General features: G+C 69.4%; 19 protein-coding genes and 1 pseudogene. 10 read left to right on the top strand and 10 right to left on the bottom strand.

Annotated features, from left to right (window positions below; genetic code table 11):
- The 8 genes and pseudogenes from A9A59_RS07140 to rlmN form a co-directional block, all read left to right on the top strand.
- Entirely contained in the window at positions 1–1,794 is a 1,794-nt protein-coding gene (locus A9A59_RS07140) for a carboxyl transferase domain-containing protein (RefSeq protein ID WP_098503627.1), read from the top strand.
- A 98-nt stretch (positions 1,795–1,892) separates the two neighbouring features.
- Entirely contained in the window at positions 1,893–2,699 is an 807-nt protein-coding gene (locus A9A59_RS07135) for a sulfite exporter TauE/SafE family protein (RefSeq protein WP_278286929.1), read from the top strand.
- Between the two features lie 91 nt (positions 2,700–2,790).
- Positions 2,791–4,263: an Asp-tRNA(Asn)/Glu-tRNA(Gln) amidotransferase subunit GatB gene (gene gatB / locus A9A59_RS07130; RefSeq protein WP_098503625.1), complete on the top strand. Its 1,473-nt coding sequence runs from the start codon at positions 2,791–2,793 to the stop codon at positions 4,261–4,263.
- Between the two features lie 46 nt (positions 4,264–4,309).
- The gene (locus A9A59_RS07125) at positions 4,310–5,662 is read left to right on the top strand and encodes a gluconeogenesis factor YvcK family protein (protein WP_098503624.1); all 1,353 of its coding nucleotides are present in this window, start codon (positions 4,310–4,312) and stop codon (positions 5,660–5,662) included.
- A 6-nt stretch (positions 5,663–5,668) separates the two neighbouring features.
- Positions 5,669–5,887, top strand: a complete 219-nt coding sequence (gene secG, locus A9A59_RS07120; protein WP_098503623.1) for a preprotein translocase subunit SecG — start codon at positions 5,669–5,671, stop codon at positions 5,885–5,887.
- 7 nt (positions 5,888–5,894) lie between these two features.
- Positions 5,895–7,535: a peptide ABC transporter substrate-binding protein gene (locus A9A59_RS07115; protein ID WP_098503622.1), complete on the top strand. Its 1,641-nt coding sequence runs from the start codon at positions 5,895–5,897 to the stop codon at positions 7,533–7,535.
- Positions 7,532–8,467, top strand: a complete 936-nt coding sequence (gene fmt, locus A9A59_RS07110; RefSeq protein WP_133117544.1) for a methionyl-tRNA formyltransferase — start codon at positions 7,532–7,534, stop codon at positions 8,465–8,467. Before A9A59_RS07115 ends, fmt begins: the two co-directional genes overlap by 4 nt.
- Positions 8,464–9,516, top strand: a pseudogene (gene rlmN / locus A9A59_RS07105) (dual-specificity RNA methyltransferase RlmN); the annotation flags it as partial. The gene fmt and the pseudogene rlmN, both read left to right, overlap by 4 nt.
- A 34-nt stretch (positions 9,517–9,550) precedes the next feature.
- On the opposite strand, the gene A9A59_RS07100 reads toward rlmN, so the two are convergent.
- Positions 9,551–9,919 (bottom strand): hypothetical protein, encoded by a 369-nt coding sequence (locus tag A9A59_RS07100; protein ID WP_098503619.1) that lies wholly within the window; start codon positions 9,917–9,919, stop codon positions 9,551–9,553.
- A 46-nt stretch (positions 9,920–9,965) separates the two neighbouring features.
- Here A9A59_RS07100 and queA point away from each other — a divergent pair, with 46 nt between their 5' ends.
- Positions 9,966–10,982 (top strand): tRNA preQ1(34) S-adenosylmethionine ribosyltransferase-isomerase QueA, encoded by a 1,017-nt coding sequence (gene queA, locus A9A59_RS07095; protein WP_098503618.1) that lies wholly within the window; start codon positions 9,966–9,968, stop codon positions 10,980–10,982.
- Positions 10,983–11,004: 22 nt separating this feature from the next.
- Here the strand turns inward: queA and A9A59_RS07090 are convergent, their stop codons facing one another.
- Complete coding sequence (locus A9A59_RS07090; RefSeq protein ID WP_098503617.1) at positions 11,005–12,261, bottom strand: CaiB/BaiF CoA transferase family protein; 1,257 nt, start codon at positions 12,259–12,261, stop codon at positions 11,005–11,007.
- Positions 12,262–12,567: 306 nt separating this feature from the next.
- On the opposite strand from A9A59_RS07090, the gene A9A59_RS07085 reads away from it, so the two are divergent.
- Positions 12,568–12,717 (top strand): hypothetical protein, encoded by a 150-nt coding sequence (locus A9A59_RS07085; RefSeq protein WP_278286826.1) that lies wholly within the window; start codon positions 12,568–12,570, stop codon positions 12,715–12,717.
- Between the two features lie 227 nt (positions 12,718–12,944).
- Here A9A59_RS07085 and ftsZ read toward each other — a convergent pair whose 3' ends face one another.
- The 8 genes from ftsZ to ftsW form a co-directional block, all read right to left on the bottom strand.
- On the bottom strand, positions 12,945–14,066 hold the full coding sequence (ftsZ, locus tag A9A59_RS07080; RefSeq protein WP_098503616.1) for a cell division protein FtsZ: 1,122 nt from the start codon (positions 14,064–14,066) through the stop codon (positions 12,945–12,947).
- 66 nt (positions 14,067–14,132) lie between these two features.
- Positions 14,133–15,377 carry a cell division protein FtsA gene (gene ftsA / locus A9A59_RS07075; protein WP_098503615.1) on the bottom strand — a complete coding sequence of 415 codons (1,245 nt, stop codon included), beginning with the start codon at positions 15,375–15,377 and terminating at the stop codon, positions 14,133–14,135.
- A gap of 24 nt (positions 15,378–15,401) precedes the next feature.
- Entirely contained in the window at positions 15,402–16,271 is an 870-nt protein-coding gene (locus tag A9A59_RS07070) for a cell division protein FtsQ/DivIB (protein ID WP_098503614.1), read from the bottom strand.
- Entirely contained in the window at positions 16,268–17,320 is a 1,053-nt protein-coding gene (locus A9A59_RS07065) for a D-alanine--D-alanine ligase family protein (protein ID WP_098503613.1), read from the bottom strand. The genes A9A59_RS07070 and A9A59_RS07065 overlap by 4 nt, the downstream gene beginning before the upstream one ends.
- The gene (gene murB / locus A9A59_RS07060; RefSeq protein WP_098503612.1) at positions 17,317–18,228 is read right to left on the bottom strand and encodes a UDP-N-acetylmuramate dehydrogenase; all 912 of its coding nucleotides are present in this window, start codon (positions 18,226–18,228) and stop codon (positions 17,317–17,319) included. Before murB ends, A9A59_RS07065 begins: the two co-directional genes overlap by 4 nt.
- A complete protein-coding gene (murC, locus tag A9A59_RS07055; RefSeq protein ID WP_098503611.1) occupies positions 18,225–19,604 on the bottom strand; it encodes a UDP-N-acetylmuramate--L-alanine ligase in 1,380 nt (459 codons plus the stop codon). The genes murB and murC overlap by 4 nt, the downstream gene beginning before the upstream one ends.
- Positions 19,601–20,689 carry a UDP-N-acetylglucosamine--N-acetylmuramyl-(pentapeptide) pyrophosphoryl-undecaprenol N-acetylglucosamine transferase gene (locus tag A9A59_RS07050; protein ID WP_098503610.1) on the bottom strand — a complete coding sequence of 363 codons (1,089 nt, stop codon included), beginning with the start codon at positions 20,687–20,689 and terminating at the stop codon, positions 19,601–19,603. The genes murC and A9A59_RS07050 overlap by 4 nt, the downstream gene beginning before the upstream one ends.
- The gene (gene ftsW, locus A9A59_RS07045; RefSeq protein ID WP_278286928.1) at positions 20,686–21,822 is read right to left on the bottom strand and encodes a putative lipid II flippase FtsW; all 1,137 of its coding nucleotides are present in this window, start codon (positions 21,820–21,822) and stop codon (positions 20,686–20,688) included. The genes A9A59_RS07050 and ftsW overlap by 4 nt, the downstream gene beginning before the upstream one ends.
- Positions 21,823–21,848 lie beyond the last annotated feature (26 nt).

Genomic DNA, 21,848 nt, shown 5'->3' with positions numbered 1-21,848 from the left:
GTGAAGGGGATTCGGAGCATTCTGCGCCGGGGGGAAGAGCACCCGGAGGCCGGGGAAGGCCGCCAGCCGGAGCGGTGCCTCGCGTGCGGCGCGCTGCTGGAGGGCTCGCGGCTGTATGAGCGGTACCGGGTGTGCCACGCGTGCGGGTTTCACTTCCACCTCACGGCGCTGGAGCGGATTGCGACGCTCGCCGACCTTGGGACGTTCCACGAGGACGACCGGGGGATTTCGGCGATCGACCCGCTCTCTTTCCCGGGCAGCGGGCGCCACTCCTACCGGTCACGGGTTATCCAGGAGCAGCGACGGACCCGGCTGACGGAGGCGGCGGTCACGGGCCGGGCCACCATCGGGGGTCACGATGTCGTCATCGGGGTTGTCGATTTCGCTTTCCTGGGTGGCTCCATCGGTGTAGCGGCCGGCGAACGGCTGGCCCGGGCGTTTGAGCGGGCGCGGGCGCGGCGGGTCCCGGTTGTGCTGGTGTGTTCGACCTCGGGCACGCGGATGCAGGAGGGGCTTTTGGCGCTGATGCAGGGCCCGCGGATTGCGGTGGCGGTTGAGCGGTTCGCGCGCGAGGGGCTCCCCTACGTGTGCATCCTCACGGACCCGACGACCGGATCGGCCTACACGGGTTTCATTAACCTGGCGGACATCCTCATCGCCGAGCCGAATGCGCTGGTTGGCTACGCCGCGCTGCGGGCACTGGAAGAGACGACGAAAAACGGCCTCCCGGAGGGGGCGCACACCTCGGAGGCGCACCTGCGGCATGGACTGCTGGACGCGGTGGTGGCGCGCCCGCAGCTCCGGGAGACCGTTGCGGGACTGCTTGACCTGCTTTCGCGGGGGCGGCTGGCGGAAGGAAGCCCAGGCGGACAGGGAGGGCACCTGCATCACACCCCGCGGCCTGCCTGGCAGCAGGTGCAACTTTCGCGCCATGAAGACCGGCCGACGGCACGGGAATTTATCGAGCGGATGACCACGGCGTTCTTTGAGCTGCGGGGCGACCGGAGCGGGACCGACGACCCCGCGGTGGTTGCTGGCATCGGCGCCATTGACGGGGAGGCTGCGGTGTTCGTGGGGCAGGTGCGGCCGCATGGCAGCGAGGGGAACGGGCTGATCGGGCCGGCCGGCTTTCGGAAGGCTGAGCGTGCGTTCCGGCTCGCCTCGCGGCTGAGGCTGCCGGTGGTGACGCTGGTCGATACGGCTGGAGCGGACCCCTCGCTGGCGGCGGAGGAGGCCGGGCTTGGACATGCGGTGGCGCGGTGCATGGCGGCGATGCTGGCTGTGCAATCGCCGACAGTTGCGGTGATTACCGGGGAAGGCAATTCCGAAGCCGCGATGGCAATGGCGACGGCCGACCGGGTGCTGATGCTCGACAACGCGGTGTACGAGGTCGTGCGCCCGGAGGATGCAGCGGCGGTGCTCGATGGGGGGCCTGCGGAGGTTGCAGAGCGGCTGCGGCTGACGTCGCACGACTGCCTGCGGCTCGGGATTGTCGACCACACGGTCCCGGAGCCGGGGGAAGGGGCGCATACGAACCATGCCGAAGCCGCGGCGCTGCTCCGGCGGGCGATCACCCGGGAGCTGGCGCGCCTGCGGCGGATGCGCCAAAAGCGGCGTTTGGAGGCGCGATATGCGCGCTACCGGGAGACCGGCTCGACCCACAGCCGGATCCGCGGGCGGCTGGAGCGGCGCTGGGCACACCTGCAGGACCGGATCGGCGGGGCGGTGGACCGGCTCCGGGGGCGGGCCTTCCGGCGGCGGGCAGATTTTCCGGACGAGGGCATCCCGGTCTAGCGTTTCGCGGCCGCCGGTTTACCGGTGGGGGTGAACGGGGGAAACTCCCGTAATCGGCGCTGCGAGGGAGTGCCCTGGAACCTACTGACCCCTTGCTGGTGATTCTCGGGTTTATTGTCGGGGCGTTCGGAACGCTTGTCGGAGCAGGCGGCGGGTTTGTGCTGGTGCCGATTCTGCTGCTCATCTACCCGGACGAGGACCCTGAGCTGCTCACGGCTATCTCGCTGCTCGTGGTGTGCGTGAATGCCGCCTCCGGATCAGTGGCGTACGGGCTTCAGCGGCGGATCGACTACCGCTCGGGGTGGTGGTTCGTGCTGGGGACGTTCCCGGGGGCGGTAGCGGGTGCGGTCGTTGTGGGGTTCGTGCCCCGCCGGCTTTTCGACGCGATTTTTGCCGCGGTGCTTGGCGCCGTGGGGGTTTACCTGCTGGCGCGGCCCCAGGTGCAGGCGATCGCAGAGCCAGTACGGGGCCGCGGGGTCGTCCGACGGATGGTGCGGGACGCCAGCGGGAACACGTTCGTGTATTCGTACCAGCTCTGGAAGGGGGTGCTGATTAGCGCGGGGGTTGGGTTCCTGAGCAGCCTGCTCGGCATCGGGGGCGGGATCCTGCACGTGCCGATTATGGCGACGGTGCTCCACTTTCCGGTTCATATTGCCACCGCAACATCCCAGTTCGTACTGATGTTCATGGCGGCTGAGGGGTCGGCTGTCCACGTGCTCCAGGGGGTCATCGGGTGGGACCGGTCGCTGGCGCAGGCTGTGCTGCTGGCGGCCGGGGCGGTCCCGGGTGCGCAGGTCGGGGCGCGGCTGGCGCACCGGCTCCGGGGCAGCTCCATTCTCCGTGCGCTGGCGGGCGCGCTGCTTCTGGTTGCGGTCCGGCTGGGGCTGAAGGCTGCAGGTATGTGATGCGACCCGTTCGAATCGGGAATTTGCCGGGTTACCCGTTGGGGAGGGGGTGCCTATACTCGGTGAGTGCCGATACGGCGGAGGAGAACGCGTGACCGCCATCGCGACTGAGTACGAGGTCGTCATCGGCCTCGAGGTGCACTGCCAGCTGAAGACGGCGAGCAAGATGTTCTGCGGGTGCAGCGCGGACTACGCAGGCGCTGAGCCGAACACGCACGTGTGCCCGGTGTGCCTGGGGATGCCCGGTGTGCTCCCGGTGATCAACGAAAAGGCGATTGAGGGGATTGTGCTGACGGGGCTGGCGCTCAACTGCACCATTGCGCCGTTCAGCAAGTTCGACCGGAAGAATTACCCGTACCCGGACCTGATGAAGGGGTACCAGATTTCGCAGTACGACCTGCCGATCTGCCGTGACGGGTGGCTGGAGATCGAGGTCGACGGGGCTCGGCGCCGGATCGGCATCACCCGGGTGCACATGGAGGAGGACACGGCCCGCCTGCTCCACCGGGTAGACCCGGTGACGGGCGAGGCGTACAGCCTGATCGATGTGAACCGCTCCGGGACGCCGCTGATGGAGATTGTGAGCGAGCCGGACATCCGGAGCGCGGCGGAAGCGCGGGAGTATCTTGTGCGGCTGCGGCAGGTCCTCCGGTACATCGGTGTGAGCGACGCGAACATGGAGGAGGGGAACTTCCGCTGCGACGCGAACATTTCGGTCCGCCGCCGGGGCGACACCGCCTTCGGGACGAAGGTCGAAATCAAGAACATGAACAGCTTCAGGGCTGTGCATGATGCGCTGCTCTACGAGGAGCGGCGGCAAATCGCGATCCTGGAAGCCGGCGGGAAGGTCGAGCAGGAGACGCGGGGCTGGTCGGATGAGCGGCAGATGACCTTGAGCCAGCGGAGCAAAGAGCACGCGCACGACTACCGGTACTTTCCGGAGCCGGACCTGCCGCCGCTGAAGCTGGGGGCGGCGTTCGTCGAGCGGGTGCGGGCGCGGCTGCCGGAGCTGCCGGCGGCGAAGATTGCGCGCTACCGGGCGCTGGGGCTGAGCGACTACGAGGCGACGACACTGGCGGAGGAGCGCCCGCGAGCGGAGTACTTCGAGCGGCTGATGGCTGCCCTGAGCGGCGATGACGCCCGCAGGGCGAAGCTGGCGGCGAACTGGATGCTCGGCGAGGTTGCGCGGTGGCTGAACGCGAACCAGGCAGAGATTGACCGGTTTCCGCTTGCGCCGGAGCAGCTCGCCGGGCTCATCGAGCAGGTGGCGAACGGCACCATCACGGCGCTCGTAGGGAAAGACGTGTTCGAGCAGATGGTGGCCACGGGCCAATCTGCGGATGCGATCATCGAGCAGCAGGGGCTCGCGCAAATCAGCGGGGAGGACGAACTGGCAGGACTGGTTCGCAGGGCGATCGAGGCGAACCCCCGGGCAGTCGCCGACTTCCGCGCTGGCAAGGCAACGGCGATGAAGTTCCTCGTCGGGCAGGTGATGCGGGAGACCAAAGGACGCGCGAACGCCCAGGTGGTGCAGGAGCTGCTGGAACGGGAGCTGGAGAAATGATCAGGCGACCTCGCACTTTCGGCACCGGGTGGTACACTTGCCGGCCATGAGCTGGAGCCGCATCCGGGACCACTCTGCGCTGAAGTGGCTCTATCCCGGGATGCACATCAAGCGGTGGCTGGTGCTGCTGCTGTTCGGCGTGGTCCTGATGGGCCTCGGCATTGCCTACATCCTGCGGGAGGCGTACCTCCAGGCACCGCTGCCTGGGATTTTCTACTACCTGACGCTGCAGTTTATCCCGCGGTGGATGCGCGGCCTGCTGTTCATCACTGCGTCGCTGGGGACGGTAGGGCTGGCGGTCTACAAGCTGAACCAGTCACTCCTGTACGCCTTTGTGCGGCCGGACTGGCGGGACCAGAACCTTGCCGAGGCGATCTATGCCAAGCGGTTCCTGAGCCGCGGGCCGAGGATTGTCGCAATCGGGGGCGGCACGGGGCTTTCGACACTGTTGCGGGGATTGAAGAACTACACCAGCAACCTGACGGCGATTGTCACGGTGGCGGATGACGGCGGGAGCACGGGGCGGCTGCGGCAGGAGTTCGGCGTGGTGGCGCCGGGCGACCTGCGGCAGTGCATTGCGGCGCTGGCGGAGGCGGAACCGCTGATGTCGAAGCTGTTCCAGTACCGGTTTACGAACGGAACCGGGCTGGAGGGACACTCCTTCGGCAACCTGTTCATTGTGGCGATGTCGGAGGTGACGGGGAACTTCGAGGCGGCGATTCACGAGGCGAGCCGGGTGCTGAACGTGCGGGGGACGATCCTGCCTTCGACGCTCGAAGACGTGACATTGAGCGCGCGGACGCATGAGGACGAGGTGGTCCACGGGGAGCACAACATCACGGAGCGCGGGGCAGCCATCCGCGAGGTGTATCTGAACCCGCCAGACGCGGAGGCGCACCCGGACGCAGTGCGTGCCATCCTCGAGGCCGACATGGTCATTATTGGGCCGGGCAGCCTGTATACGAGCGTGCTGCCGAACCTGCTGGTCGAGGGCATCCGGAAGGCGGTTCAGCAGACGTCGGCGCTGCGGGTGTTCGTCTGCAACGTGGCGACGCAACACGGGGAGACGGACGGGTTCGGCGTTGCGGAGCACGTGGAGGCGCTGGAACGGCACGCCGGGCAGGGGATTGTGCAGGTGGTGCTGGCGAACAACAACATTGCAGCTGAACTGCCCGAGGCGTGGCACGCGGAGGCGGTGCGAGTATCGATGGAGAAGCTCCAGGCGCACCCGGGGATCCGGGTGATCGAGGCTGACGTGGTGGCGGAGGAGAACCGATATCGGCACGACCCGCACAAGCTCGCGGCTACGATCATGCGGCTGTACGATCAGCGCGATACGTTGAACATCGAATCGCGGCGGGCGCTTTCGCGGGAAGAGCCCGTCGTGCTGGTACGGTAGGCACCGATGCTGATGAACCTCTTCCAAATTCTCGTTTCGACGCTCCTCATCCTCGTGGTGCTGCTGCAGGTCAAGGGGAGCGGGTTCGGTGCTGCGCTCGGCGGGATGTCGGGCGGGTCGGTCTACCGGACGAAGCGCGGCCTTGAGCGGACCCTCTTCCAGGCGACGATTCTGCTTGTCATTGTCTTTATCTTCGTCTCGTTCCTGAGCGTGGAGTGGCAGTAGCGGGCTGATGGAAGCGGACGGACGGGCGCGTTCGCGCCTTGCGTTCGTAGTCATCGGCAGCATCGCAGCAGCGATGCTGGCGGCGGGAATCGCGCTTGGCCTGCGGGTTTCGGGGAACGAGTCGGTGGTGCTGCCCGGGGCGGTCACCTACAGCGAGGCAGTGGCCGGCACGTGGCAGCGGGTCAACCCGCTGTTCGCAGGGGCGAACGAGGTGGACGCGGACCTCTCGGCGCTGGTGTTCTCCGGCCTGGTGCGGGTGGCGAAGGACGGGAAGGTAATCCCGGACCTTGCGGCGGACCTGCCGGAAGTTTCGGACGGGGGCGCGACGTATACCTTCCGCATCCGGGCAAATGCACGCTGGCACGACGGTGCCCCGGTGACGAGCCGGGATGTCGCGTTTACGGTACGGCTGCTGCAGGACCCGGACTTCGATGACCCGGCGATGGCCGAGGGATGGAACGGGGTGACGGTGGAGACGCCGGATGTGAGCACGGTCGTGGTCCGGCTGCGGCAGCCTTCGGCGCCGTTCCTTGCGCGGAGCGCGACGGTCGGCATCCTGCCGGAGCACCTTCTCGGCGGCAAAGGCGTCCAGGCGCTGGAGAGCGACCCCTTCAACGCGCGGCCGGTGGGCAGCGGGCCGTACCGGCTGGAATCGCTGGACGCGCAGGCGGCGACGCTGGCAGCGAACACCTCGTACCACCTGGGGCGTCCGGGCATTGACCGGATTGTGCTGCGCTTCTACCCGGACGAGCCGCAGGCCATCCGCGCGTTTGCCGCCGGGGAGACCGACGGCCTCTACCTGCGGGGGCCGCGGACACGGGCGGAACTCGACGAAGTCCGCGGGGTCGGAGGGAAGAGCGTCCGCGTAGTAACGAGGCCGGTGCTGGCGATGCTGTACCTCAACAACTCAAACTCGCTGTTCCGGGACGAGCGGGTGCGGCAGGCGCTTTCGCTTGCGGTGGACCGGAAGCAGCTGGTGGACGAGGTCTTCCAGGGAGTGGGGAAGGTGACGGCGTCCCCGGTGGTGCCGGGGACGTGGGCGTACGATGCGGACAGGGATACCAGCGCTCCGGACCTGAGCCGCGCGCGGATCCTGCTGCAGGAGGCTGGCTGGACGCCCCACCCGACGACCGGGATCCTGGTGCGGCAGGGGCAGGAGTTCCGGTTCACCATCCGGACGGACAACGCTCCGGAACGGGTGGCGCTTGCGAACGCCGTCGCGCGTCAGCTCGAGCCGCTGGGCATCCGGGCGACGGTTGCGAGCACGACGTTTTCCGTGCTGCGGCGCGATTTTCTGCAGGAGCGGAAGTATGAAGCCGCGGTGGTCTTCTGGGACCAGGGGCCGGACCCTGACCTGTACTTCGGGTGGCACAGCTCGCAGCTGGGCGCGGCCGGGCTCAACCTGGCGAACTTCGAGGACGCGGTGGTTGACGAGCTGATTGCGCGGGGCCGGACTTCGACCGACCCGGAGGTCCGGCTCGATTCGTACCGGCAGCTGCAGGACGTGTGGCAGGGGATCCAGCCGAGCCTAGTGCTGGGGGCAACCGGGGCGGTGGTGGTTCACCCGAACTGGCTGCGCGACGCGGAGCCGGGTGTGCTGTTTACGAGCGCGAGCCGATTCGTCGACGTGCACCGGTGGCGGCGATGAGTGCGCGGCTGGCCTTCTTCGGCTCGCCGGCCTTCGCGGTGCCCTCGCTGCGGGCGCTGGCCTCGGCGGGGTACGAGCTGGTCCTCGTGGTGACACAGCCGGACCGCCCGGCGGGGCGCGGGGGTCGGCTGACACCACCGCCGGTGAAGGCGGCTGCCGAGGAGCTCGGGCTCCGGATTGTGCAGCCGACATCGGTCCGGGGTGAGGCGTTCCGGGAGGAGCTGGCGGCGCTCGGGCTGGATGCCGCGGTGGTGGCGGCCTACGGGAAGATTTTGCCGCAGGGGGTGCTCGATACCGCCCGGCGGGGGTTTGTGAACGTGCACGCGTCGCTACTGCCGCGGTGGCGTGGGGCATCGCCGGTGGCGGCGGCCATTCTCGCGGGTGATACGATCACCGGAGTGAGCATCATGGAGATGGTCCTGGAGATGGACGCGGGGCCGGTCATTTCACGCGCGGAGGAGCCGATCCTCCCGACGGACACGACGGGTTCTCTGGAGGCGCGGCTGGCGGAACTGGGAGCGCGCGAGCTGGTGCAGGTGCTGCCAGACTGGCTCGCCGGGCGGGTGACCGTGCAGCCGCAGGACCCCTCGCAGGTGACGACCTGCGGGCTGATCCGGAAGGAGGACGGGCACCTGCGGGCGACGATGACAGCGGCCGAGGCTGAGCGGGCGACGCGCGCCTACGACCCGTGGCCGGGCGCGTACATTATCTACCGGGGCCAGCCGCTGAAGTGCTGGCGGGGGAGGGTCGCTGCGGGGCCGGAGGCAGCGCCCGGGTCGATGACCGTGTTTGACGGCGAGCCGGCGGTGCGGTTCACGGACGGCTGGCTGGTGCTGACGGAGGTGCAGCGGCCGGGCGGCCGACGGACGAGCGGGCGGGCCTTTGTGGCCGGGGAGCGCGGCAGACTCGCGCCGGAGGCGGTGCTGGCATGAGCGGAGGCCGGCAATCGCTGTACGGCATGCTCCCGGCGGAACTGGAGGCGCTGCTTGCGGAACGCGGGGCGCCGCGGTACCGGGCCGACCAGGTGCTCCGTGCGGCCTACCGCGGGTTTGCGCAGGCGTTCGCGGAGATTCGGCAGCTGCCCGCAGAGCTGCGGGACTGGCTGGCGGAGCGGCTGGAGCTTTCGCCGGCGCGCGAGGTGCGCAGGGTTGTGAGCGATGACGGCCTGACGACGAAGCTGCTGCTCGAACTGGGCGACGGCACGCTCATCGAGACCGTCCTGATGCAGTACCCGCCATCCAAACCGGGCGCCCACCCGCGCTCGACGGTGTGCGTATCGACGCAGGCCGGGTGCGCGATGGGGTGTGTGTTCTGTGCGACCGGGCAGATGGGGTTCGAACGGAACCTGAAGGCGGCAGAGATTGTCGCGCAGGTCATCCACGTGGCACGGCTGCTTGATGAGCGGGGCCAGCACGTGACGAACATCGTCTTCATGGGGATGGGCGAGCCGCTGGCGAACTATGGCGAGACGATCCGGGCAGTGCGGGTGCTCACCGACCCCCGGTGCTTCGGCATCGGGCAGCGGCACATCACGATTTCGACGGTCGGCGTCATCCGCGGGATTGACCGGCTGGCGGGCGAGGGGCTGCAGGTCGGGCTGGCGATTTCGCTCCACGCACCGAACGATGCGCTCCGCCGGCGGCTGGTGCCCACGGCCGGGCCGCATTCAGTAGGCGAGCTTGTGGCGGCGGCGAAACGGTACTTCGCGGCCACGGGACGGCGCGTGACGTTCGAATACGCGCTCATCGCGGGTGAGAACGACAGCGACGCGACCGCGCTGGAGCTGGCGCGGCTGGTGCGCGGGACGGGGGCGCACGTGAACCTCATCCCGGTCAACCCGACCGCAGGAGGCTACCGACGTCCATCACGGCAGCGGGTGCTGGCGTTCGAGCGGATTCTGCGCGAGGCGGGCGTGAACTGCACGGTGCGGGTGGAGAAGGGAACGGAGATCTCCGCGGCATGCGGTCAGCTGCGGACGGACGCGGCGAAGGGCACGCTGATCGCCCTGGACGAGGTCAGGGAAGCAGCTTCCGGGCGAGGGCCCGCACTGCCGAAACGAACAGCTTCCCCAGCACCATCCCGAAGCCGATAGCGACCGCGGAACGCATATCGAGCAGGGTGTGGACTTCTCCGCGGACGACGGGGGAGATCAGCACGCCGGCACGGACCTGGTCGACGGCGACGGAGCGGCCGACGACTATGCCGGCGTCGGACTGGCGGATGGTGCCGCGGTCGAACGTAGCGACACCGACGGCAGAGCGGGAGATCTCGACCTGTTCGGCTGTGACGCGGCGGATGGCGCTACGGTCTATGGCAAGGGGCGCCACTGGGGCGTCAACAGGGGGGAATTCGCGGTCATCTTCGCGGGCGGGTTCGAGCGCCATTGGGGGCACCGTAGATCGCGGGGCGTGAAGGCGCAATTCTAGGCTCATGCGGACCGATGACTTTGCCTACGACCTGCCGGACGAGCTGATTGCGCAGGAGCCTGCGGAGCCCCGGGACTCGGCGCGGCTGATGGTGGTTGACCGGGCCGCCGGGACGATTGTCCACCGGGTGGTTCGCGACCTCCCAGAGCTGCTGCGCCCCGGCGACCTGCTGGTGGTGAACGACACGCGGGTGATGGCTGCGCGGCTCTTCGGGCGGCGGGAGGACACGGGCGGGCAGGTGGAGATCCTGCTGGTGCGGCCGTTGACCGACACCCGCTGGGAGGTGCTGATGAAGCCGGCCCGCCGGGCTGCGGAGGGGCGGCGGTTCGTCTTCGATTCGCATGAAGGGGCCTTGGCGGCGGTGTGCGCCGGGCGCTCGGGTGAGGCAGTCGTGCTGGAGTTCGAGCGGCCGTTCGACCCGGCGCGGGTGGGCGAGGTGCCCCTGCCGCCGTATATCCGGAGCTTCCGGGGCGACCCGGAACGGTACCAGACGGTATATGCGCGCGAGGCGAAGAGCGCGGCGGCGCCGACGGCGGGGCTGCACTTCACGCCGGAGCTGCTGGAGCGGCTGCGCGAGCGGGGGATTGAGCGGACGGCGGTTACGCTTGAGGTTGGGCCCGGGACGTTTAAGCCGGTGAACGTGGACGACCCACGGGAGTTCGACCTCCACGCGGAGCATGTGACGGTGCCGGAGGAGGCGGCTGCGGCCATCCAACGGGCGCGCGCGGAAGGGCGGCGGGTGGTGGCAATCGGGACGACGGTGGTGCGGACGCTGGAGCACGTGGCGCGGGAATGCGGGGAGATCCGGGCGTACGCGGGCTGGACCTCGCTGAAGATCCTGCCGGGGGACGCGTTCCTGGCGGTCGACGTGCTGATGACGAACTTCCACCTGCCGCGGTCCACGCTGCTGATGCTCGTCTGCGCGTTTGCCGGGTACGACCTCGTCATGGAGGCGTATCGGACTGCGGTGCGGGAGCGGTACCGGTTTTACAGCTTCGGCGACGCGATGCTCATCCTGTGAACGGAATTCGTCGGCGACCGGTTCAGCCGATGAGGCCGTCTTCCCTGAAGGCTGCAATTTCGGCGGGCGAGTAACCAATTTCGGCGAGGACTTCGTCAGTGTGTTCTCCGAGGGCCGGCGAGGCGCGCTGGATGCGGGTGGGGGTTGCGCTCATCTGGACCACGGGTGCAGGTCCGCGCACCGGGCCGAGCAGGGAATGGTCGTACTCCTGGATGTAGCTGTTGGCGACAACCTGGGCGTCATCGAACAGCTCTTCGATGAACCGCACCGGCCCGCAGGCGATGTCGAAGGCGTCGAGGTAGGCGAGCCACTCATCGTTGGTTTTATCGAGGAACTTTGCCTCGCAGATGCGGACGAGTTCGGCGCCGACTTCGGCGAGGCGGGAGGTATCGAAGCCCGGCTCGTAGCGCGGGTCGGTGATGCCAAGCGCCTCGCGGAAGCGCGCGCGGGGAGCCGGGCCGAGGCAGCCCACGACGAGGTAGGAGTCCTTCGTCTTGTAGGGACGGTAGTAGATGTTGCCGGAAAGCTCAGGCGCGAAGCGGCGGCGTTCGGCGATGATCTCGGCCATGGAGGCCCCGCGGGCACGCGCCTCGGCGAGGTGGGCGAGCTTTTCGTGGCGGACCGGCTCATCGATGGCGACGATTTCGCGGGAGCCGGCCTGGAGGGCGAGGGCCGAGAGGAGGAGGCTGGAGTTGATAGCCTGGCCCTCGCCGGTTCGCTGGCGGTGGTAGAGGGCGGCGGTAATCGCCCAGGCGAGGGCGAAGCCGGTGACGACATCGGCGGGTGCGAAGGCGACCGGCATGGGGAGCCCGTTCTGGAGGTTGGGGTTGGAGGTGCTGAGGCCGCTCATGGCCTGGGCGACGATATCGTAGCCGCGGCGCATGGCGTCGGGGCCGTGTTTGCCGAAGGCGGTGTTTTCGGCATAGATGATGGCCGGGTTGATGCGGCGGGCGGAATCGTAGTCGATGCCGAGCGCCTCGGGGACGCCGGGCCGGTAGTTCGTGATGAGGACGTCGGCCCAGGCGATGAGGCGGTCGCGGATGGGTCCGGTCCGCGGGTCTTTGAAGTTGAGGGCGATGCCGCGCTTGCCGCGGTTCTGGACGAGGAAGTTCTTGCTTTCTTTCGGGATGATTTCGGCCTGGAGGCGCCAGGGTTCGCCTTCGATGGGCTCGACTTTCACGACATCGGCGCCCATCTCGGAGAGGAGAGAGGCGGCGAGCGGCCCGGCGATGATCTGGGTGCAATCGAGGACGCGCACGCCTTCGAGGGCTCCGGCCATAGATGTGCTCCATGCGTGGGATACAGTGCGCGGATGATACAGGAGCGGGGAGCCGGGAGCCGGGAGCGGGGAACGGGGAGCGGGGAGCGGGGAACGGGGAGCGGGGAGCCGGGAGCCGGGAGCGGGGAACGGGGAGCGGGGAGCCGGGAGCGGGGAACGGGGAGCGGGGAGCGGGGAGCCGGGAGCGGGGAACGGGGAGCGGGGAGGCTGGAGGGCGGGGGTCGGCGGTGCGATGATTGGCGGGCGATGGCAGGCAGCGACGTAAAGAGGGTGGGGCTGTGTGCTGCGTGCCGGTGGAGCCGGCGCGTGGTGAGCGGCAAGGGGTCGGTGTTCTGGATGTGCGAGCGGTCGAAGGTTGACCCGCGGTTCCGGAAGTATCCGCCGCTGCCGGTGCTGGCCTGCCCGGGGTTCGAAGAGGGGGCGGCTGCCGGTGGGGAAGTCGACGACCTGCGATAGGCAGAATTGCGGAAACTCTCTGGTCTTTTGCTTGACGGGTGTGTTACGTTACGCGTCCGGCTGAAAGCGGGGCAGCTACCGGCGGGGTAGCCGTCGCGGAAAAAGCCAGGGGCTCGATGCCATCTCCCATTGCACCGAGCCCCCGCTTCCCGAGAGGGGAGTGTCCTTCCGGGCTTTTTGCGCGTTCGGTTAGGTAGTTGCCTCCTTTCAGCCTCTTTTGTTGCGTGCTACTTGAGCCGGGCGACGCGGCCGAATTCGTCGCGTTCGAGGTTGAGCGAGCGGAGGTTGCGGCGGAGGAAGGCGGGGAGTTCGGCATCCTCCATGCTGCTGACCCCGGGCAGGTTGAATTCGCGAAGGCGGGTTGCGGAGGACTCGACCGGGTCGCCGATGGTGGCGACGCGCGGGGTGAAGCCGGTCGCGATGACGGTGATGTGCACCTCGTCGCCGACGCGGGGGTCGACGACGGTGCCGAAGATGATGTTGGCGGCCGGGTCGACGACTTCGGCGATGGTGCGGGCGGCGGCGTCGAGCTCGCGGAGACCGAGGCTGCCGCTGTGGGTGACGTTGAAGAGGACGTTATGGGCGCCTTCGATGGACTGGTCGAGGATGGGGCTTTGGGTGGCGGCGCGGGCGGCCTCAACGGCGCGGTTTTCGCCGGAGCCCTTTCCGACGGCGAGGAGGGCGGGGCCGGCCTCGCTCATGATGGTGCGGACGTCGTTGAAGTCGAGGTTGATGGAGCCGTTCTGGCTGATGATGTTCGAGATCGACTGGATGGCCTGGCGGAGGACGTCATCAGCGGTTTCGAACGCCTCTTCGACGGTGGCGTTCGGCGGGCAGATTTCGATGAGGCGGCCGTTCGGGATGGCGATGAGGGTATCGACCTTGTCGCGGAGCCGGGCGATGCCCTCTTCAGCCTGCTTCATGCGGCGGGCGCCTTCCCAGGGGAAGGGTTTGGTGACGACGCCGATGGTGAGGGCGCCGCAGTCCTTGGCGATCTCGGCGACGATTGGGGCGGCGCCGGTGCCGGTGCCGCCGCCCATGCCGGCGGTGACGAAGACCATTTCGGTGCCGCGGAGGAGGTCGTAGATCTCGTCGCGGCTTTCGTCGGCGGCACGCTCGCCGCGGGTGGGGTCGCCGCCGACGCCGAGGCCTTTGGTGAGTTTTTCGCCGATGCGGAGGCGGGTCGGCGCTTCGGAGGAGGCGAGGGCCTGGGCGTCGGTATTGCAGGCGATGAACTGGACGCCGGGGATCTTGGCGCGAACCATCCGGTTGACGGCGTTGCAGCCGCCTCCGCCAACGCCGATGACTTTGATATCGGGCAGCAGGTCGGTGTCGTAACGCATGCTCATGTCGGTTGTCCTTCCCTTCTGACGAATGAGGCTGAGGCTGGCGCTGGGTGGTGGTTCGGCTGCGGGTTACTGGGGAATGAGCGACCTCCCGATGCTGAGGATGCGATCGAGGAGCCCGCGCCCTCTCCCATCGAAGGCGGGGCCGGGGAGTTCACCGGGTCGTTCGCGGTGGGCGAGGGCGTAGCGAACGAGCCCGATGGAGGTAGCGAAGGCGGGGGTTCCGATGAGGTCGGAGAGGCCGGTGTAGCCGTGGGGACGGCCGAGGCGGGCGGGGAGGTCGAGCCGGGATTCGGCGACCTCGGGGAGGCCGCGGAGCTGGCTGCTGCCGCCGGTGAGGACGAGGCCGGCGGCGATGCGATCGAGGTAGCCGACGCGCTTCAGTTCGACCCCAATCATCTCGAGGATTTCCTCGGTGCGCGCCTGGAGGATGGCGCAGACGTGTTCGAGGGAGACAAGTTTGGTGGACTGGGTACCGAAGGCCTGGATTTCAACGTTCTCGCCGGCCATGGAGGGGTCGGCGTAGGCGGCGCCGACGGTGCACTTCACGGTTTCGGCGCTCTCCCAGGGGCAGCGGAGGACGCGGGCGAGGTCGGCAGTGAGGTGCGAGCCGGCGATGGGGAGGCAGGCGGTGTGGGCGACGGACCCTTCATCGAAGACGGCGATGGAGGTTGTGCTGCCGCCGATATCGACGAGGGCGACGCCCTGCTGCTTCTCCTGCTCGGTGAGGACGCTTTCGGCGGAGGCCAGGCTCTCGAGGATGATGTCATCGACCTGGACGCCGGCGCCTTCGACGCACTTGGTGAGGTTCTGGATGGCGGAGACAGCGCCGGAGACGATGTGCACCTCCGCGTCAAGGCGGGAGCCGTACATGCCGACGGGGTCGCTGACGGGCTCGGTGCCTTCTACCCAGTAGGTGCGCGGGACGACGTGGATGACCTGGCGGTTGGTGGGGATGGCGACCTGCCCGGCGGCTTCAAGGACGCGGGCGCGGTCGTCGGGAGAGATTGGCCGGGTTCGGTCGGGGATGGCGACGATGCCGCGGTTATTCTGGCTGGAGATGTGGCCGCCGGAGATGCCGACGACGGCGGAGAGGATGCGCATGCCGCAGGCCTGTTCGGCCTTTTCGACGGCGATGGCGATGGCTTCGCGGGCGCTCTGGATGTTATCGATGACGCCGCGCGAGAGGCCGGCAGCCGGCGCGACGCCGACGCCGAGGATGCGCGTTTCGCCGGTTTCGGAGATGTCGCCGACGACGACGGCGACCTTGGTTGAGCCGACATCGATGGCTGCTACGGTGGAGCGTCGACGCATGGTTCCCCCTTTCCTCAGCTTCCTCTACTGCAGCACCGGGCGGTTCCCGTAGCGCAGGTCGACGGTTGTGTAGGAGATGTTCCGCTGGCGGGCTTCTGCGGCGAGCGCGGCCCAGACGGCGAGCTTGTAGGCGATGGAGCTGGAATCGCCGAAGAGGGCGATTTGCCCATCGGCGGTGGTGACCTGGACGCCTTTGCCCTTGATGAAGGCGACTTCGGCGACGGTGGTGCCGAGCTGGCGCGGCAGGCGTTCGTAGATTTCGGCGGCGGCATCGACGGCCTGGTAATCGACGCGGTCGCCGACGAGGCGGGTGCCAGGTTCGGAGCTGCGGATGGCGGGCGCACCGGGGCCGAGCCGTTCGCCGACAGCGAGGACGACGCCCTCGCGGTCGATGAGGTAATCGACGCCGGCCTGCTCCCAGGTGCCCCAGGGGCGGCGCTCCTCGATGATGATGCGGATGGTGGAGGGCCAGTCGCGCTCGACACGGACGGCGGCGACGAGGGGCAGCTCGTAGAGCAACCGCTGGACGGCGGCGAGGTCGGCGGTGAACATGCTCTCCCCGAGGAGGCCGGTGCGGCTGATGACCGTCCCCGGCGACATCCGCTGGGTGCCGACGACCTCGACGTTCGAGACGCGGAAGTACGGCGCCCGGTAGAGCCATGTGCCGCCTGCGACGAGCCCGGCGAGGACGACGATGCTGCCCGCGGTAAGGAGGAGCCGCCGCCCGGGGCGCCAGCGCCGGCGGGGCCGGGGCGCGACGACACCTTCTCCGATGACGAACTGGCTCCTGCGGACGATGGTCCGGGGTCGGGCTTCGCCGACGGCCGGCCGGGTGCGGCGGACGATACGGCGGACGACGCCGGGCTGGGGGCCGCGGTTGCGTCGGATGATCATGGCCGCGGTCTCCGGGCGTGGCGTTCGAAGGCGAGCTCGAGGATGCGGGTCAGCAGCTCGCGGTAGGGCAGGCCGGACGCTTCCCAGAGCTTAGGATACATGCTGATGCTGGTGAACCCGGGGATGGTGTTGACCTCGTTGGCGATGAGGCGGTCGCCGGGGGTGAGGAAGAAGTCGACGCGGGCGTAGCCTTCACAGCCCATGACGCGGTACATGCGGAGGGCGAGTTCGCGGGCGTCCTCGGCGACGGCCCGGGTGACCGGGGCGGGGATATAGAGCTCGGTTTTGGAGGCGGGGTCGTACTTCGAGTCGTAGTCGTAGAACTCGCGGTCGGGGACGATTTCGCCGACGACGGAGGCCTCGGGCTGCTCATTGCCGAGGACCGAGCATTCGAGTTCGCGGCCGGTGATGGCCTCTTCGACGACGACCTTGTCGTCGCAGGCGAAGGCGGCGGCGAAGGCGCGGGGGAGGTCTTCGCGGGAGCGGACTTTGGTGATGCCGACGCTGGAGCCGCCGTTGGCCGGCTTGACGAAGCAGGGGTAGCCGATCGCGTCTTCGATGAGGGCCATAGACGTATTTTGGTGAAGTGTATACTCCCATGATCGGATGACGGAATAGCGGGCGACGGGAATCCCGGCTTCGCGGAAGAGCGCCTTCATGAGCGCCTTGTCCATGCCGATGGCGGAGGCGGCGACACCGGCGCCGGCATAGGGCATGCCGGCCATTTCGAGGAAGCCCTGGAGGGTGCCGTCTTCGCCGAAGGTGCCGTGAACGAGCGGGAAGGCGACGTCGCAGGAGGCGAGGGCGGCAAGGGCCTCGGCAGCGCTGAGGAGGGGTCGGCCGAGGCCGTGGAAGGCCCGGGCGCCGGATTCGAGGGCAGCGCGCGTTTCGTCCGGGGTGAGCCAGTCGCCGGAGCGGGAGATGCCGATGGGGACGGCCTCCCAGCGGGCGGGGTCGAGGGCGGCCATGACGCTGCGAGCCGAGACGATGCTGACTTCGTGCTCGCCGGAGCGGCCACCGAAGATGACGGCGACGCGTTTGCGGGTCATGTCCACGCCCCCACGAACTCGACTTCGGGTTCGAGGGTGATGCCGAAGGCCTCGAAGACGCGCCGGCGGGCCTCGTCGATGAGCCAGCGGAGGTCGGCGGCGGTCGCATTCCCCTCGTTGACGAAGAAATTGGCGTGCTTTTCGGAGATAGCGGCGTCGCCGCGGCGCATTCCGCGCATGCCGACGGCATCGATGAGCTTCCAGGCGGGTGCCTCGGGCGGGTTTTTGAAGGTGGAGCCAGCGCTCCGCCCGCGGGGCTGGGCCGCCAGCCGCTTCGCGTCATAGGCGGCGGCGCGGCGGAGGAGTTCGGCCGGGTCGCCAGGGGCGAGTTCGAGTTCGCATTCGAGCACGGCGCGGCCGCGGAGTTCGCCGCGGGTGAAGCGGCTGCCCCGGTAGACGAGGTGCAGGTCGGCGGCGTCGACCCACTCGGCGCGGCCGCCGGGAAGCTGGAGGCGGACGCGGCGGAGGACATCGGCGAGGCAGCCGCCGTAGGCGCCGGCGTTGTAGACGACTGCCCCGCCGAGCGTCCCGGGGATGCCGACCGCCCAAGCGAGACCATCGAGGCCACGGCGGCACATCCGCCGGGCGAAGGCGGCGAAGCTGGCCCCGCTTTCGATGCGGACGGTGGTGCCATCGAGGGACTCGGCGCGGGCGCGGTTATCGATGACGAGACCGCGGATGCCGGCGTCGGCGACGAGGATGTTGCTGCCTGAGCCGAGGATGAAGACCGGCACATCGGCATCGGCGGCGGCAGCGGAGGCCGCGGCCAGGGCATCGGCGGAGCGGACCGTGAGGAAGAGGTCGGCCGGGCCGCCGACGCCGAAGGTGGTGTGGCGGGCGAGGGGCTCGGCCGTGCGGAGCTCGCCGAACCGGGAGACCTCGGCTGCGAGCCGTTCGATAGCGCTCATCGGAGGGCCTCCAGCAGCCGCGGGCCGACCTCGTTGACATCGCCGGCGCCGATGGTGAAGACGACATCGCCGGGCCGGGCGATTTCGAGGGCGAGGCGGACGGCAGCATCGAAATCGGCGGCGTAGCGCGCGGGCGGCTCGGTGATGGCGGCGGCGAGGTCGGCGGCGGAACGGCCGGCCTCGGGGGCCTCGCGTGCGGCGTAGGTTTCGACCACGACCAGGGCATCGAGCCCGGCGAAGCAGGGCAGCCACTCGTCCCAGAGGTAGGCGATGCGGCTGTAGGTGTGCGGCTGGTAGATGCCGATGAGGCGCCGGCCGGGGAAGGCGGCGCGCGCGGAGGCGACCAGGGCGCGCACCTCGGTCGGGTGGTGGGCGTAGTCATCCATCACGGTGATGCCGCGGGCCTCGCCGACGTGTTCGAAGCGGCGGCGGGCGCCGCGGAAGGCGGCCACGGCCTCGCGGACGGCGTCGAAGGGGACGCCGAGGTGGAGGGCGACGGCGGCGGCAGCGGTGGCGTTGCGGACGAAGTGGATGCCCGGGACGCGGACCTCGAGCGTGCCGAGGGGTGTGCCGCCGCGTTCGAGGGTGAAGCGCCCGCCGGCCGGGGAGAGTTCGATGGCGTCCGCGCGCCAGTAGCGGGTCCCTTCGGTGCCGTAGGTTTCGTGGCGGAGCGGTTCATCGCCGAGGACGTCGCTCACGAAGCGGGCGCCGGGGTCATCGGCGCAGGCGAGGAGGAGGCCGCCCGGCCTGACCCGCCGGCCGAAGGCGACGAACGCCTCGACGTAGGCTTCGGGCGTGCCGAAGTCGTCGAGGTGGTCGGGCTCGACGGTGGTCACGACGGCGATGTCGGGTGTGTATTCGAGGAAGGCGCGGCGGTACTCGTCGGCCTCCACGACGGCGACATCGCCGGCGCCCCAGGCTGCGTGGCCGCCGAGGTCGGGGCATTCGCCGCCGAGGAGGTACATGGGCTGGCGGCCGGCGCGGGCGAGGATGACGGCGATGAGCGACGAGGTTGTGGTCTTGCCGTGGGAGCCTGCGACTGCCACGAGCCGCCTGCCTTCGAGCAGGCGAGCGACCATCTCGGCGCGGAGGAGCACCGGGATGCCGCGGCGGTGCGCCTCGACCAGCTCTGGGTTGTCGGGCCTGGCTGCGGCGGTGGTCACAACGAGCTCGGTTTCGGGCGGCACGTTTGCGGCAGCGTGGCCTTCGAACACGCGTGCGCCTCGACGTTCGAGGTCGTCGGTGAGGTGCGACCGGCGGAGGTCGCTGCCGGTGACCGGGACGCCGCGTTCGAGAAGCAGGATGGCGATGGCGGACATGTGGATGCCGCCGATGCCAACGAGGTGGACCGGGCCGAGGAGGCCGGGTGCGGTCACCGGGCAACCTCCATGACAAGGCGGGCGATGTCGGCGGCAGCCGAGGGCCGGGCGAGGGCGCGGGCCGCGGCACGCATCGCCTCGAGGCGGGCAGGGTCGTCGAGGAGTTCGGCGATGCGGGTGCCGAGGGCGCCGAGGTCGGACTCGTCGAGGATGACGGCTGCGCCGTGGTCGGCAAGCCAGCGGGCGTTGTCGCGCTGGTGGGCGCCGGCGAACGTGCCGGGCACGAGGATGGAGGGGAGGCCGGCTGCGGGCAGCTCGCCGAGGATGGATGCGCCGGCGCGGACAACGCCGAGGTCGGCGGCGAGCATGACGGCCGGGAGATCGGCCCGGAAGGCAGCCGGACGGTACCGTTCGGCGAGGTGGGGCGGGAGCGCGGCGCGGGCCCGCTCCGCCATTTCGAGGCCGGCCTGGCCGGTGACGTGGATGAGGTGGGCGCGGTACAGCACCGCCTCGAGCGCGGCGAGAACCGCATCGTTCAGGACGCGGGAGCCCTGCGACGCGCCGGCGACGACCACGAGGGGCTCGGCGAGGGGGACGTCGACGGCGGTGCGAGCGGCAGCCCGGTCGAGGGTGAAGAACTCGGGCCGGACCGGGTAGCCGGTCACGACGGTCCTGCCGGCCGGCAGGTGGGCCAGGGCGGCGGGCGTGGTGGTCGCGAGTCGGGTCGCGAAGCGGCGTTCCGCGCGGACCGCAAGGCCGGGCGCGACGTCGGGGAGGAAGACGACCAGCGGCCGCCGGAGGAGCCATGCGGCGAGGCTGACGGGGAAGCTCCCGTAGCCGCCGGTGCTGAAGACGACATCTGGACGGAGGCGGCGGAGGCGCTGGAGCGCCGCGAGGGTTCCGCGGGCAAGGGTTGCGAAGCTGCGCACGAGGCCGACGGGAGTCCGCCCGCGGATGGGCGCGGCGGGCACCTCGTGGAATTCGAGGCCGGATGCCTCGACAGTGGCGCGTTCGCCGCGATTGGCCGGGCCGAGGAAGACGAGGCGGGGCGGGGGCTCCATGGCCCGGAGCGCACCGGCCACCGCGATGGCGGGGTAGAGGTGGCCGCCGGTGCCGCCGCCGGTGAGGACGATGGTCGTCACGGCTCCTGCCCCCTGCGGATGATGGCGCCGCGCGGCCGGCGGTCGACGGGGTGCTGGTCGAGGTAGCCGCCGCGGTCGTTGCCGTAGCGGGAGATGCTGACGAGCACCCCCATAGCGAGGAGCAGGGCGGCGAGGGCGTTGCTCCCGTAGCTGACGAACGGGAGGGGAACGCCTGTGAGCGGGATGACGCGCAGGATGCCGCCGATATTGAGGAAGGCCTGGACCGCCACCCAGGTGGTGATGCCGGTCGCGACGAGCTGGCCGAATTCATCGCGGGCGCGGCGAGCCACCTGGTAGCCGCGAATCATGAGCAGGATGTAGAGCGCGAGCATCGCGAGACCAGCAAGAAGGCCGAGCTCCTCGCCGACAATGGCGAAGATGCCGTCGGTGTGGCTTTCGGGGAGGTAGAAGAACTTGGCGCGGCTGGCGCCGAGACCGAGCCCGGTGAGTCCGCCGTTACCGATGGCGATGAGCGCCTGGAGGGTTTGGAAGCCGATGCCGTCGGGGTCCTTCTCGGCGTGGAGGAATGCGGTGATGCGCTCTGCCCGGTAGCCGGCGCCGAGTGCGAGCACGGTGATGGCGACGAGGCCGCTGCCGAAGAGCGAGAGCATCTGGAGGAAGGTGGCACCGGCGACCCAGAACATGGTGACGGTGATGGCGAGGATGATGAGCGTGGTGCCGAGGTTGGGCTGGAGGAGGATGAGGGCGCTGACGGTGCCGATGATGAGGACAAACGGCACGAGACCGTGTTCGAAGCTGCGGAGGCTGCCTCCGCGGGAGGCGAGCCAGGCCGCGAGGTAGATGGTCACGGTGAGCTTGGCGAATTCGGCCGGCTGGAGGGTGAGTTCGCCGACGCCGATCCAGCGGCGGGCGCCGCCGCCCTCAACCCCGACGGCGATGACCGCAATCAGCAGGAGAATGGTGAGCGCCATGAGCGGCAGAGCGAGCGGGCGGAGCCTGCGGTAATCGATGCGCGCCATGACGAACATGCCGACGGCACCGCCGATAGCCCAGACGCCCTGGCGGAGGACATAGGAGTAGGGGTCGCCGAAATCGACGAGGCTGCGGACGAAGGAGGCGCTGTAGACGGCGACGAGGCCGAATGCCGTGAGGATAGCGACGATAGCGACCAGCAGGTAGTCCGGGCGGCCGGGGTTCC

Origin of the sequence: Tepidiforma thermophila, assembly GCF_002563855.1 — a bacterium.
GTDB classification, from domain to species: domain Bacteria; phylum Chloroflexota; class Dehalococcoidia; order Tepidiformales; family Tepidiformaceae; genus Tepidiforma; species Tepidiforma thermophila.
Note: the sequence above shows the minus strand (reverse complement) of the source record. Positions and strands in the feature narration are given on the sequence as shown.

What these genes read in the sequence shown, in the direction of transcription:
- secG (WP_098503623.1), top strand. Translation starts at nt 5,669, where the DNA reads ATGCTGATGAACCTCTTCCAAATTCTCGTTTCGACGCTCCTCATCCTC.
- queA (WP_098503618.1), top strand. Translation starts at nt 9,966, where the DNA reads ATGCGGACCGATGACTTTGCCTACGACCTGCCGGACGAGCTGATTGCG.
- ftsA (WP_098503615.1), bottom strand. Translation starts at nt 15,377, where the DNA reads ATGCGTCGACGCTCCACCGTAGCAGCCATCGATGTCGGCTCAACCAAG.
- A9A59_RS07100 (WP_098503619.1), bottom strand. Translation starts at nt 9,919, where the DNA reads ATGGCGCTCGAACCCGCCCGCGAAGATGACCGCGAATTCCCCCCTGTT.
- fmt (WP_133117544.1), top strand. Translation starts at nt 7,532, where the DNA reads ATGAGTGCGCGGCTGGCCTTCTTCGGCTCGCCGGCCTTCGCGGTGCCC.
- ftsZ (WP_098503616.1), bottom strand. Translation starts at nt 14,066, where the DNA reads ATGAGCATGCGTTACGACACCGACCTGCTGCCCGATATCAAAGTCATC.
- A9A59_RS07115 (WP_098503622.1), top strand. Translation starts at nt 5,895, where the DNA reads ATGGAAGCGGACGGACGGGCGCGTTCGCGCCTTGCGTTCGTAGTCATC.
- A9A59_RS07065 (WP_098503613.1), bottom strand. Translation starts at nt 17,320, where the DNA reads ATGACCCGCAAACGCGTCGCCGTCATCTTCGGTGGCCGCTCCGGCGAG.
- A9A59_RS07090 (WP_098503617.1), bottom strand. Translation starts at nt 12,261, where the DNA reads ATGGCCGGAGCCCTCGAAGGCGTGCGCGTCCTCGATTGCACCCAGATC.
- murB (WP_098503612.1), bottom strand. Translation starts at nt 18,228, where the DNA reads ATGAGCGCTATCGAACGGCTCGCAGCCGAGGTCTCCCGGTTCGGCGAG.
- A9A59_RS07070 (WP_098503614.1), bottom strand. Translation starts at nt 16,271, where the DNA reads ATGATCATCCGACGCAACCGCGGCCCCCAGCCCGGCGTCGTCCGCCGT.
- A9A59_RS07125 (WP_098503624.1), top strand. Translation starts at nt 4,310, where the DNA reads ATGAGCTGGAGCCGCATCCGGGACCACTCTGCGCTGAAGTGGCTCTAT.